We start from the raw sequence: 12,138 nt of genomic DNA on the forward strand, positions 1-12,138 counted from the left end.
CTTATATCTGGTATCAATTACGCACTTTGAGGTGAGTAGATATGGCCGACGATACCGACCTCGACATCGTGTCCGCCTGCGCGCTGCAGAATATGACGCTGGTGCGCCCGGTGCTTGATCGGATCGCGGACAAGTGGACGATCCTGATCCTGACGGTCCTTTGCCCCCGGCCCGCTCGCTTCAATGAGATCAAGAGGCGCGTGGGGTGCATCACACACAAGGCCTTGGCGGACGCTTTGAAGCGCCTCGAACGCAATGGGCTGGTGACCCGCACGGTGCTGCCAACCAGCCCCGTCGGCGTCGAATATGCGATTACGCCTCTTGGCCACTCGCTCCGGGTCCCCTTCGAGGCGCTCTGCGACTGGGCTGTCGCCAACGGGCCGAGCTTTCTGGAAAACACGAGTTCGCCAAGCGCCGACGCCGCATAGGCGCGGCCAGCGCGTGGCGATGTTGCCGGTCCGGGCGTCTGGCGCCCGAGCCCAGCTACCCCAAGACCGCCGCCAAGGCGTCGACCACCCGCTCGACGTCGCCGTCGGTCATCGCGGGATACAGCGGCAGGGTCAGGCAGCGGGCGTACCAGGCGTCGGCGCCGGGCAGGTCGGCCAGGCCTTGGCGGTTCACATAGTAGGGCTGGCGGTGCACCGGGATGTAGTGGACCTGGGTCCCGATCCCGCGCGCCTTCAGATCCTCGACGACCGCGCGGCGCGTGACGCCCAGGGCCTCGAAGTCGATCAGCACCGTCAACAGGTGCAGGGCCGGGTTCGAGTGCGCCGGGCTGGCGGCCAGGCGGGCGCGGGGCGCGCGTTCGGCCAGCAGCGTGGCGTACAGCGCGGTCAGCGCCCGCCGGCGCGCCACGAACCGGTCCAGCTTGGCCAGCTGCGACAAGCCCAGGGCGCACAGCACGTCGGGGATGCGGTAGTTGAAGCCCAGCTCGGGCATCTCGTACCACCACGGATCGCCGCCGGGCGGGCGGACCATGCCGTGCGAGCGCAACAGGCGGGCCCGGGCCGCGAGCGCGGCGTCGTTCGTGGTCAGCATGCCGCCCTCGCCGGTGGCCAGGGTCTTGACCGGGTGGAACGAGAAGCTGGCGAAACTGGAATAGGCGCCGTCGCCGACCGGATGTTCGACGTCGTCGAAGGTTCCGATCGAGCCCAGGGCGTGGGGGGCGTCCTCGACCAGAACCGCGCCGGCCGCCTCGGCCAGGGTCTTCAGCGCCGGCAGGTCGCAGACGTCGCCGCGCAGGTGGACGGGCAGCACCGCCCGAACCCGCCGGCCGTGCGCGTCGTCCAGGGCCTTCGCCAACGTCTCCGGGGTCATCAGGCCGCTGTCGGGATCGACGTCGGCGAACACCACCTCGGCTCCGACGTAGCGGGAGCAGTTGGCGGTGGCCAGGAAGGTGACCGAGGGCGCGATGCAGACATCGCCTCCACCGACCCCCAGCGCCAGCATCGCCAGGTGCAGGGTGGCCGTGCCGTTCGAGACGGCGACGGCGTGCCGGGCCCCGACCTTCGCGGCGAAGGCGGTCTCGAATGCCTCGACCGTCGGGCCGGTGGTCAGGAAGTCGCCGCGCAGGGCTTCCGCGACGGCGGCGACATCATCGTCCTCGATCGTCTGCCGGCCGTAGGGAAGAAAGGCCCCGCTCATCGCGCGGTCTTCTCCTCCAGCATGGCCAGCAGGCCCTCGGGCGAAAGCCAGTCGTGGTTGTTGTCGCTGCTGTACGAGAAGTCCTCGGCCACCGGCTTGGCGCCGTCGGCGGCGGCGTAGGGCGTGCGGCCGAACTCGGCGAAGTTGGGCTCGATGGCGAAGCGGTCCTCGAACTCGACGGTCGAGCGCGCGTCGTCGGCGCTGATCATGATCTCGTGCAGCTTTTCGCCGGGACGGATGCCGATCACCTTTATGCCGGCGTCCGGCGACATGGCCTTGACCAGGTCGGGCATGGCCATGGAGGGGATCTTGGGCACGAAGATCTCGCCGCCGCGCATCAGGGTCAGCGACGACAGCACGAAGTCGACGCCCTCGTTCAGGGTGATCCAGAAGCGGGTCATGCGCGGATCGGTGACCGGCAGCTCGGTCGCGCCATTGGCCAGCAGCCGGCGGTACAGCGGCACCACGCTGCCGCGCGAGCCGACGACGTTGCCATAGCGCACGACGCAGAAGCGCGTGCCGATGTCGCCCGACAGGTTGTTGGCCGCCACGAAGGTCTTGTCCGAGGCCAGCTTGGTGGCGCCATAGAGGTTGGTCGGGTTGCAGGCCTTGTCGGTCGACAGGGCCACCACCTGCTTCACGTGGTTGGTCAGGCTGGCCCAGACCACGTTCTCGGCGCCCAGCACGTTGGTGTGGATGCATTCGGACGGATTGTATTCGGCCGCCGGCACCTGCTTGAGGGCCGCGGCGTGGATGACGATGTCGACGCCGCGCAGGGCCAGGGTCAGGCGCTCGCGGTCGCGGACGTCGCCCAGGAAGAAGCGCATCTTGCTGACGGTCTTGTCGTCGAACTGCTCGCGCAGCTCGATCTGCATGTCGCTCTGCTTCAATTCGTCGCGGGAATAGACGATGACCTTCCGCGGGTCATAGCGGCGCAGCACGGTCTCGATGAAGCGCCGGCCGAACGAGCCGGTCCCGCCGGTGATCAGGATCACCTTGCCGTCCAGATCGAGGGATTTGGGGGAGAAACGGCCCAAGGTCAGCCTCCTGCGACGTTCACCGGCTTCCAGGTCCAAGAGGGGCTCGGCGACGAATCGTGGTTAACGCCCCTTGATGCGCGCAGAGGCGTAAAGAGGACGTCAACCGCCTCGCGGTAGCAAGGTGGCATGCGCCGCCATCGTCTCCTTTCGATCGCCCTGGCCGCCGCCCTCGTCGGCGGTCCGCTGGCCGTGCCCGCTCCCGCCTTCGCCTCCTCGCACGGCAAGGAGGAGCAGAAGGCGCCGCCGACCTATTTCCAGCTGGATCCGATCAACGCGGTGGTCCTGCGCCGCGACGGTCGCCGGGGGGTGATGTCGGTGGAGACCGGCATCGAGGCCAAGGATCCGGTGCTGATGGCGCGGGCCCAGGCCTCGACGCCGCGCCTGCGGGCGGCCTTCGCCCAGGTGCTGATGGTCTATGCCGCCGGCCTGCGCGGCGGCATCGCGCCGGACATGGACTATGTCGGCCGCGAGCTGCAGAAGGCCTGCGATCAGGTGCTGGGCAAGCCCGGCGCGCGGGTCCTGATGGGCTCGGCGATGCTCAGCTAGGCTTCTTGCGACGGGCCCTGAAGAAGCTCCGCAGCAATGTGGCGCTTTCCTCGGCGAGCACGCCGCCGGTGACCTCCGGCCGCCAGTGGCAGGTGGGCTGGGCGAAGAACTTCGGGCCGTGGACGACCGCGCCGCCCTTCGGATCCTCGGCCCCGAACACCACCCGTCCAATCCGCGCGTGGCTGATCGCCCCGGCGCACATGGCGCAGGGCTCCAGGGTCACGACCAGGGTCAGGTCGGTCAGGCGGTAGTTTTCCAGCCTGGCGGCGGCCGCGCGCATCGCCGCGATCTCGGCGTGGGCGGTGGGATCGTGGGCGGCGATCGGACCGTTGCCGGCCGTGGCGATGACCTCGCCGGTCCGGGGATCCAGGATCACCGCGCCCACGGGGTCTCCCCGCCTCGGCGGCCGCCCGGGCGGCGTCGAGGGCTAGGCGCATCATCCGCCGATCCTGCTCCGAGCCTTGATCCTCGTCCTGATCGGTGTGCATTACCTGAAACAGCCCATCGAGAGATGCGCCCAGCCCGAGAAGGACGCCGAAAATGACCAAGCCACACGATCCCCTGTACGAGCCTGAACTGGACGGTCAAGACGGGGAGCTCGACGGCGGTCCCGGCGAGCGGGTCGCCAAGGCCCTGGCGCGGGCCGGCGTGGCGTCGCGGCGCGAGGTCGAGCGGCTGATCGAGGCTGGCCGCGTGGCGATCAACGGCAAGGTGCTGACCACCCCGGCGGTCAAGGTCGCGCCCGGCGACTTCCTCACCGTCGACGGTCAGCTCGTGGCCGAGCGCGAGCCGACGCGGATCTTCCGTTACCACAAGCCCACCGGGCTGATGACCACCCACAACGACCCCAAGGGCCGGCCGACGGTGTTCGGCTCGCTGCCCAAGGAGCTGCCGCGCCTGATCTCGGTGGGACGCCTCGACCTCAACTCCGAGGGCCTGCTGCTACTGACCAATGACGGCGAGCTGTCGCGGGCGCTGGAGACCCCCAGCAACGCCTGGGTCCGCCGCTATCGCGCCCGGGCCTTCGGCGACACCACCCAGGCCAAGCTGGACGCGCTGAAGGACGGCATCACCGTCGAGGGCGTCAAGTACGGGGCGATCGAGGCCCGGCTGGACAAGGCCCACGAAAAGGCCGGCGGCGGCAAGAACGTCTGGATCACGGTCTCGCTCTCGGAAGGCAAGAACCGCGAGGTCCGCAAGGTGCTGGAAGCGCTGGGCCTCAAGGTCAACCGCCTGATCCGCATGTCCTACGGCCCGTTCGCGCTGGGGCCCCTGGAAGCCGGCCAGATCGAGGAAGTCGGGCCTCGGGTGATCCGCGAACTGCTGGAAGGCATCGTCTCGGACGAGAACATGCCGACGGGCGACCGCCCGAAGTTCGGCGGCGTCGCCAACGCCGTGAAGGCGCCCGGCACGGCGGGCGGCGGTGATCTCCAGCGTCGCGGCGCGCCGCGCGCCGACCGGATCCCGCAGCCCCAGGGCGCCGAAAAGCCCGAGAAGCCGGTCTACAAGGCCGGCTGGGCCAAGCCGAAGAAGAAGGTCTCGCCCCACGCGCCGAGCAAGGGTGGTTTGGCCAAGGGCGCCAAGGCCCCCGCCAAGCGAGCCCCGAAATCGATCGAGAGCAAGTTCATCGACATCGGCAAGCCCGCCGTGCGGGGCAAGCCGGCGGCGGCGCGTCCCGGGGCCAAGCCCGCCGACGGCGCGGCTCGGCGGGTGTCGGAAAAGCCGGGACGTGCGGCGCCCCGACCCAGCGCAGCCAAGCCTTCGCGGGGTTCGGCGCCGTCGCGCGGCGGACCCGTCCCGCGGGGTGGCCCCAAGCGATAGGTTTTCCGCTCAATCCTCAAACTGATTTCCTAGGCCTTGTGCCTAGGACCCAGCGTTCCGCGTCGCTGAGCGTCCCGGGTGCTCGCCCGTGCTGGCGGAGCGCACTCGATGGCGCGCCTGCGCCCTGCAGATCCATGGGTCCTAGGCACAAGGCCTAGGAAGGCAATTTTGGGATAGGGCACAAGGGGGAAGCGCCCCTAAGCCGCCGCCGTCCGCACGCCGGTCCAGCGACGCAGGGCCGGCCAGCGGACCGACAGCTCGGCCACGCCGATGAAGCCGGCCAGAACCACCAAGGCGCTGGCGATCAGCCCGGCCTTGAACTCGTGCGGCGCGTCGGGGCGGGTGGTCATCGGCCGGATCAGCAGCAGGATCACGGCGTTGTTGGCCGCGTGGGCGCCGATGCCCAGCTCGATGCCGCCCAGCCGCAGCGCCATCCAGGTCAGGCCCATGCCCATGGCCGCGCGGACCACGAAGGCGTCGATGTTGGGGTCCAGGTGGATGGCGGCGAACAGCAGGCCGTTCAGGACCATCAGCACGACCGGGTCGCGCACATAAGCGGCGCTCTGCTTGAGCAGCCAGCCTCGGAACACCAGTTCCTCGGCCGCTGCGGCCAGGACCAGCAGGCCCACGGCCACCATCGCGTAGAGCGCCCGGCCGGCCAGGTTCGGCGAGACCTTCCACAGCGGCGGGTCCAGCGCCTCGCCGGTCAGGGCCGCGACGGCGGTCATGGCGATCATCGCCACCCCGACCAGGACGAGGCCGCCGACCAGCAGGCGCCAGCGCACGGGCTCGCCGCGATTGACGTAGTCGGTGATCTTGCGGTGGTGGATGGCGCCGGCCGCGAACACGAAGCCGACCGCCGCGCCCAGGTTCACGCCCGCCAGCACCGCCAGGATGAACAGCGACTGGCGAGCGCTGGGCTCGGCCAGGTTGGGATCGGAGAACACGGCGAACAGGTCGCCGGCGACGGGCGCGCCGTCCAGGCCGCTGACCACCAGCATCGTCACCAGGATCGCGATGGCTCCGCCCGCCAGCGCCGCCACGGCGCCGGCCAGGACGCCGACCGGCACGGCGAACACGCTGCGCCAAGGGTCGCGGTCATAGGGCGACAGGTCGGCCAGGAAGCGCGACCGCCTCACCGCCTCCATCAGCTCGCCCACGCGCATCGCTTCATCGTCCCTTGTCTTGGCCCTCGGCCATTTCGGCGACTAAGAGGGCGCGACCGCGATCTTGTAAAGCGCGCGCTTGCCGCGACAGCGCGAGAACGGCACACATCCGGTTACCGTGTGTAAGGGGCAGTAAGGGGATTGGCATGAGCGACAAGAATTCGGGCGATTCCAGCCCCGGGCACCTGCACCGGCTGGTGCTGTTCTCGGACGCCGTCTTCGCGATCGCCATCACCCTGCTGGCCATCGAGATCCACCCGCCCCACCACTGGCATGGCGTGGCGGACCTGTTCAGCCAGATGGGCCCCAAGCTGCTGGCCTATGCTGTCTCGTTCGCGGTGATCGGAATCTGCTGGTTCAGCCATCGCCGGGTGTTCGCCCGCCTGGCCCGCGCCGACGGCCGCCTCGACTTCCTGAATTTCCTGGTGCTGGGCGTGATCGCCCTTCTGCCGCTGGCCACCGAACTCTTGTGGGAAGGCGGTGGTCAGGCGCTGCCGATCTATGTCGGGCTGGTGGCGCTGAGCGGCCTGGCCATGGGCTTGCTTTGGGCCTACGCCGCCTTCGTCGGCAAGCTGGTCCAGCCGACGCCGACCGGCGAGGCCTGGTTCATGCTGCTGCGGGTGACGGTGCTGCCGGGCCTGCTGTGCGGCCTGACCCTGTTCAGCCTGGTGCGGCCATGGGGCTGGATTCTGATCGCCGCGCTGCTGGCGGGCCTGTCCTGGCTGGGCCGCAAGCTGAAGGTCGCCTGATGCGCATCGTCTCGGGCCAGTATCGCGGCAAGGCCATCGTCGCGCCGCCAGGCGAGGCCACCCGTCCCACCTCCGACCGCGCCCGCCAGGCCGTGTTCAATATCCTGGAGCATGCCGCCTGGGCGCCGGAACTGCACGGCGCGCGGGTGATCGACGTCTTCGCTGGCTCGGGCGCGCTGGGGCTGGAGGCCCTGTCGCGGGGCGCGAGCTTCTGCCTGTTCGTCGAGACCGACGACGCCGCGCGCGGGGCGATCCGCGAGAACATCGACGCCATGCACCTGTTCGGCGTCACCCGCGTGCATCGCCGCGACGCCACCGACCTGGGGCCTCGTCCCGCCAGCGCCGGCGCGCCGTTCGACATCGCCTTCCTGGATCCGCCCTACGCCAAGGGTCTGGGCGAGAAGGCGGTCGCCGAGCTGAAGGCCCACGACTGGCTGGCTCCCGGCGCGATCCTGATGTTCGAGCGCGGCCGCAGCGAGATCGACCCCGTGCTGGACGGCTTAGAGCAGATCGACGCGCGCGACTACGGCGCCGCGCGGGTGCTGTTTTTCAAGCGGCTGTAAAAGACCTCAACCGCACCCCAATGTGTCACCCCGGACAGCCTCAGTGAGGCTTCCGGGATGACACGAAAGAAAGCGGTTCAGGTGGTGGGCCTCACCACGCCTTCGCGCCCACCCGATTGTCGAGCTGGGCGCGCAGGCTGCCCAGGCCCAGCCGGGTGATCCGGTAGGGGCCCCCGTCCTGGCTAGCGATCAGCCGCTTGCGCTTCAGGGATTGGAAGACGCCGACCGTGCAGTCGGTGAGGGTCCAGCCGTCGCGGGTGAGGCAGTCCGCCGAGGTGATCTTGCCGTTGTCGTCGCGTTCGAGTTCGATGCGGCCGCCCTGGGCCAGGGCGTGCAGGGTCCGCTGCTGCGGTTTGGAGATGTTCAAGGGAATTGTCCGAGAGATCGAGGCGCGTAATCGCGCGTCCACCGGCTGGGGGAGCGCGGGCGGAGCGGGCCTATCGACTTTCGAACCGAGGGCTCGGAGCCTGTTAGGCCCGGACCTCGCGCACAATCTCGGACATGAACCACACAAGAGAGGTTGGTGGCGGAAAGATGGGGCAGGACGTGGCGAAGCTCAAGCCGTGATCTTCCCGCGCGGCGGCCGGCGGTATAGGGTCGCGCGGTCGAAAAGGACCTGGATCGGCAGACGGTAAGCCCGATCCCTTCGTCGCTGGACGAGGCTCCGTTCCCGCCCCCATGCGGCGAACCCACGGCAGGCTTCGGCGCGCCCCGCGCCGGCGGTCTGCGCGTGGCGAACATTCGATCCCACGACCGCGCGCGGGCCATTTCGAATGGAGCAATGCGCGTGCCTCTGATCCGAGCCGCCACCGGCGTCATCACCCAGATCAACATCTTCACCGTGCCCGAAGGCGGCCAGCAGGCGCTGATCGACCACCTGGCCGAGGCGGCCGCCTATGCCCGCCAGGAGCCGGGATGGCTGTCGGCCAGCCTGCATCGCAGCCTGGATGGGACCCGCGTGGCCAACTATGCCCAGAGCGAAAGCCTCGACGCCGCCCGGGCGGTGGTCGCGCGCCTGACGGAGGCCGGGTTCATCGATCGCAACCGGCGGTTCGGCGAGGCCCATCCGGGTCTCTACGAGGTCGCCATGACCTTGGAGCGCTGACGAACAGGCGAGCGTCGGCGCCGAGGACCTATGTCTTCTCGCGGCGCCGACGCGCGCCATTCCGCCATGAGCGGTCCGCTCACCCGTCCCGGAACGCTGGGTCCTAGGCGCAAGGCCCGGGAAAACGGGGATGGTTTAGGCTCGGCTTGGGTCCCTGTTTTCGCGAATCGCCGACGAACGACGAGGCGCCCCGGGGCCGTCGTCCTACGGCGCCTTGCTGACGCTGTTGTCGACGCCCGAGATGTTGACGCGGGGCGGCTTGGCCGAGCGCCAGCGGACCGACTGATCCGTGCCGTTGACCTCCACGAGGGCGCCGGGCTTGAGGTCGATGACGATCTTGCTGCCGCTGCCCGACAGCGTCAGGCTGGCGCAGGCGCCGGTGAAGGTCAGGACGTGATCCACCCCGTCGACGACGACGTCGCGCCCCTCGCAGTCGATCGAGCGCTGATGCTCCACACCGCTGATTTCGATCGGCGCCTTGGCGGGGCCGGCGGCGAGACCAGCGACGAGCGCGAGCAGGGCGGTGAAGACCATCGTGGAGATCCTTCAAGGCGACAGGAAAGCGCGCCAGGCCTTCGAGGCGCGGCGTCAGCTTGAGCTTAAATGCGCGAGCCGCACGAAGGCTCCACTAGAGGTGGCGCCGCTCGCGGGTTTTATTTCTTGGGCTTAGCCGGCGTCGTCTGGGTCACCTTGACCGGGGCGCCGGACTGGCGGGCCTCGCTGACCAGGCCGGCGCAGTCGGCGTCCTTGGCCTCACCGGTGGTGACGAAGGGCAGCAGGGCGGCGAGCGGGTTGATCAGCGAGCCCAGAGCCGCGGCGACGCCGCCCTGGCCGACGGCCTTGCCGGGCTCCAGCCCGATCTTCGGGGCCAGGAACGGACCCTTGATGGTGATGGGGATGAACAGACGCACCAGGCGCGGCTTCTTGCTGTCGCCCTCGATGCGGAGATCCATCCGCTCGGTCTCCAGATTGATCGTGCCGCGCCCCTTGGCCAGCACGACGCCGGTGTCGGCCACCAGGTGGTTGGTGGTCATGACGCCGTTCCGGACGTCGAAGTCGGCGACGGCGCAGCGCACCGGCGTTTCCTTGTCGCTCTTCGACAGCAGCAGGATCAGGCCCTTGGAGGCGTTGACACCCAGCAGTTCGGCGAAGGCCTGGCGGATCTCGCCGCGCGGGGCCACGAAGGTGACCGAACCGTTGGCGGTCGAGGCGGCGCGGTGAACGCTGTTCCCGCTCCCCGACAGCTTGGCGCGGGCCATGACCGGCCCTTCGATGGCGCGCTTGCCGTCGCTCATGATCGGGATGAAGTCCTCGAGCCGGGCGTTGGTCAGGCGCAGGTCGACATCGGTCTTCGGCGTGGCCGGACGGGCGTCCAGCCGCACGGTCCCCTTGAGATCGCCGCGCGAGAAGGTGAAGGCTAGCGGGTCCATGGTCAGCACGCCCTTGTCCAGGGTCAGCTCCAGGCTGACCTTGCGCAGCGGCAGGTTGGGCGCGTTCACCGCGTCGGCGCGATAGCTGACCTTGGCGTCCATGGCCCGCACGCGATCGACCTGCAGGGTGGCGTCGGGCAGCAGGCGCTGGGTGGCGTCGCGCTGGGCGGCCTCGATCTTCTGGCCGGCCGAGGCGGTCTCGCCACGCCCGGTGGCGGGGGCGGCGCCGAACAGGCTGCCCAGGTCGTCGAAGTCCAGGCGGCGTGAGCGCAGGTCAGCCTCCAGATAGGGCCGTTCGCGCCCGGTCAGCACGAACAGATCGCCGCCGATGTCGCTGTCGCCGACGCGACCCGACAGCTTCTCGAAGTCGTAGCGGTCGCCCTTGCGCACCAGATGGCCCGAGACCTTGTAGGGCGGCGTGTTGGGCAGGGTCAGGCCGGTCAGGTCGTGCAGGCGGTTCAGGTCGGCGCCCGAGATGGAAAGCTGGGTCTCGAAGCGGCCCAGGTCGAACGGCTTGGTGACATTGCCCTCGGCGGTGATGTGGGTCGCGCCGGCGCGGATGTCCGCGTCGAAGGGATAGGGCCGATGGGGCGAGATGTTCAGCAGCGGTCCGCCGGTGACCTGGGCCACGAACGCGGACCGGTTGAGGCTGCCCTTGCCTTCCAGCACGAAGCGGCCGCCCTGCTGGCCCGCCCTTTCCTGGGCGTTGACCGTGCCGACGAACAGCGCGCCGCGCTGGCGGTCGTCGACGCGCAGCTTGCCGTCGTTGATCACGAAGCGCTGGATGGCCGGCAGCTTCAGCGGCTTGTCGCTCTTGCGCGCCCCGAAGGTCCAGTTGGCCTTGCCGTCCTTGGCGCGCAGCAGACGCACGTCGGGCTTGTCGACGGCCAGGAACGGTAGGATGACGTCGCCGCGCAGCAGCGGCAGGATCTTGATTTGCACGGCGATGCGCTGGATCCGGGCCATCTGGCCGGCCTCGGGATCGACGCCCTTGGCCCAGTCCGGCTGGCCGATGCGGACGCCATAGACCTCGGCCTTGGGCTGGAACGACCAGGGATGGACGCGCAGGTCGCCGGTGATGGTCACCTCGCGCTGCATCTGGGCCGAGGCGTAGCGGCTGACCGGACCGCGCAGCCAGTTCCAGTCGAAGATGACCAGGAAGACGATGATCGCCGCCACCAGCGCCAGGGCCGCGCCGATGCCGATCCGGGCGCGCCGCGACAGGCCCCGGAAGGGATTCCGCGGCGGCTTGGGGGCGAGAGTGGCGTCGGCGGTCGACAGGATCGTGGCTCCGATTGATCCCTCTCAACGCGCGAGGCCCACGGTCGCGTTCCCGATCGGGTCGGGCTTCCCCTTGGCGCTCGGCGGCTATAGCTTGAGTCAAACAGTTGTTTCATGGGGGCGGCCGATGGCGATCGAGGCGGTGATCTGGGATTTCGGCGGCGTGTTCACCACCTCGCCGTTCGAGGCCTTTCGCCGCTACGAGACCGAGAAGGGCCTGCCCCGCGACTTCATCCGTACCGTCAACGCCACCGACCCGGACGTGAACGCCTGGGCGCGGTTCGAGCGGGCCGAGATCGACGCCGCCGCCTTCGATGGGCTGTTCCTGGAGGAGGCGACGCGACTGGGCCACGCCGTGCGCGGGGGCGAGGTGCTGCCGCTGCTCTATGGCGACCTGCGGCCTCGGGTGATGGACGCGCTGAAAGCCTGCAAGGCGCGATTCAAGGTCGGCTGCATCACCAACAACGTCCCCACCGGCCACGGACCCGGCATGGCCCAGAGCGCCGAGAAGGGGCGGGCGGTCGGCGAGATCATGGCCCTGTTCGACGCGGTGATCGAAAGCTCCAAGGCCGGGGTGCGCAAGCCCGACCCGCGCATCTACCAGATGATGTGCGAGCGGCTGGACGTCGCGCCGGAGGCCTGCGTCTATCTCGACGACCTGGGGATCAACTGCAAGCCGGCGGCGGCCCTGGGCATGACGGCGATCAAGGTCTCGACCGAGGATCAGCTGCTGGCCGACCTTGCCGAAGCGACCGGATTGGCGTTCTGAGAGGGCGAAGTTCTTCCGGAGAAG

At 69.4% G+C, this 12,138-nt stretch carries 13 protein-coding genes and 1 pseudogene; 7 read left to right on the plus strand and 7 right to left on the minus strand.

Features of this window, described 5'->3' with window-relative positions; all coding sequences use genetic code 11:
- Positions 1-41 precede the first annotated feature (41 nt).
- Positions 42-428, plus strand: a complete 387-nt coding sequence (locus MZV50_RS01355) for a winged helix-turn-helix transcriptional regulator (protein ID WP_252632620.1) — start codon at positions 42-44, stop codon at positions 426-428.
- A 55-nt stretch (positions 429-483) separates the two neighbouring features.
- Here the strand turns inward: MZV50_RS01355 and pseC are convergent, their stop codons facing one another.
- Positions 484-1,644 carry a UDP-4-amino-4,6-dideoxy-N-acetyl-beta-L-altrosamine transaminase gene (pseC, locus tag MZV50_RS01360; protein ID WP_252632621.1) on the minus strand — a complete coding sequence of 387 codons (1,161 nt, stop codon included), beginning with the start codon at positions 1,642-1,644 and terminating at the stop codon, positions 484-486.
- Complete coding sequence (pseB, locus tag MZV50_RS01365) at positions 1,641-2,681, minus strand: UDP-N-acetylglucosamine 4,6-dehydratase (inverting) (RefSeq protein WP_252632623.1); 1,041 nt, start codon at positions 2,679-2,681, stop codon at positions 1,641-1,643. The genes pseC and pseB overlap by 4 nt, the downstream gene beginning before the upstream one ends.
- 129 nt (positions 2,682-2,810) lie before the next feature.
- Between pseB and MZV50_RS01370 the strand changes: the two genes are divergently transcribed.
- Positions 2,811-3,230: a hypothetical protein gene (locus MZV50_RS01370; RefSeq protein ID WP_252632624.1), complete on the plus strand. Its 420-nt coding sequence runs from the start codon at positions 2,811-2,813 to the stop codon at positions 3,228-3,230.
- On the opposite strand, the pseudogene tadA reads toward MZV50_RS01370, so the two are convergent.
- Positions 3,223-3,718: pseudogene (gene tadA / locus MZV50_RS01375) on the minus strand (tRNA adenosine(34) deaminase TadA). The gene MZV50_RS01370 and the pseudogene tadA overlap by 8 nt on opposite strands.
- A 52-nt stretch (positions 3,719-3,770) precedes the next feature.
- On the opposite strand from tadA, the gene MZV50_RS01380 reads away from it, so the two are divergent.
- Positions 3,771-5,051 carry a pseudouridine synthase gene (locus MZV50_RS01380; RefSeq protein ID WP_252632626.1) on the plus strand — a complete coding sequence of 427 codons (1,281 nt, stop codon included), beginning with the start codon at positions 3,771-3,773 and terminating at the stop codon, positions 5,049-5,051.
- Between the two features lie 197 nt (positions 5,052-5,248).
- Here the strand turns inward: MZV50_RS01380 and MZV50_RS01385 are convergent, their stop codons facing one another.
- Positions 5,249-6,217: a CPBP family intramembrane glutamic endopeptidase gene (locus MZV50_RS01385; RefSeq protein WP_252632627.1), complete on the minus strand. Its 969-nt coding sequence runs from the start codon at positions 6,215-6,217 to the stop codon at positions 5,249-5,251.
- A gap of 146 nt (positions 6,218-6,363) precedes the next feature.
- On the opposite strand from MZV50_RS01385, the gene MZV50_RS01390 reads away from it, so the two are divergent.
- Positions 6,364-6,966: a TMEM175 family protein gene (locus MZV50_RS01390; RefSeq protein WP_252632629.1), complete on the plus strand. Its 603-nt coding sequence runs from the start codon at positions 6,364-6,366 to the stop codon at positions 6,964-6,966.
- Complete coding sequence (gene rsmD / locus MZV50_RS01395; RefSeq protein WP_252632630.1) at positions 6,966-7,529, plus strand: 16S rRNA (guanine(966)-N(2))-methyltransferase RsmD; 564 nt, start codon at positions 6,966-6,968, stop codon at positions 7,527-7,529. Before MZV50_RS01390 ends, rsmD begins: the two co-directional genes overlap by 1 nt.
- A 91-nt stretch (positions 7,530-7,620) precedes the next feature.
- Here the strand turns inward: rsmD and MZV50_RS01400 are convergent, their stop codons facing one another.
- The gene (locus MZV50_RS01400) at positions 7,621-7,896 is read right to left on the minus strand and encodes a YjhX family toxin (protein ID WP_252632632.1); all 276 of its coding nucleotides are present in this window, start codon (positions 7,894-7,896) and stop codon (positions 7,621-7,623) included.
- Positions 7,897-8,316: 420 nt separating this feature from the next.
- Here MZV50_RS01400 and MZV50_RS01405 point away from each other — a divergent pair, with 420 nt between their 5' ends.
- Positions 8,317-8,634, plus strand: a complete 318-nt coding sequence (locus MZV50_RS01405) for an antibiotic biosynthesis monooxygenase family protein (RefSeq protein ID WP_252632634.1) — start codon at positions 8,317-8,319, stop codon at positions 8,632-8,634.
- Positions 8,635-8,838: 204 nt separating this feature from the next.
- Here the strand turns inward: MZV50_RS01405 and MZV50_RS01410 are convergent, their stop codons facing one another.
- Positions 8,839-9,168: a DUF3060 domain-containing protein gene (locus tag MZV50_RS01410; protein WP_252632635.1), complete on the minus strand. Its 330-nt coding sequence runs from the start codon at positions 9,166-9,168 to the stop codon at positions 8,839-8,841.
- 119 nt (positions 9,169-9,287) lie between these two features.
- Positions 9,288-11,243, minus strand: a complete 1,956-nt coding sequence (locus MZV50_RS01415; RefSeq protein ID WP_252632636.1) for an AsmA family protein — start codon at positions 11,241-11,243, stop codon at positions 9,288-9,290.
- 229 nt (positions 11,244-11,472) lie between these two features.
- Between MZV50_RS01415 and MZV50_RS01420 the strand changes: the two genes are divergently transcribed.
- Entirely contained in the window at positions 11,473-12,114 is a 642-nt protein-coding gene (locus MZV50_RS01420) for an HAD-IA family hydrolase (RefSeq protein WP_252632637.1), read from the plus strand.
- Positions 12,115-12,138 lie beyond the last annotated feature (24 nt).

Origin of the sequence: Caulobacter segnis, from assembly GCF_023935105.1 — a bacterium.
Lineage (GTDB): Bacteria > Pseudomonadota > Alphaproteobacteria > Caulobacterales > Caulobacteraceae > Caulobacter > Caulobacter segnis_B.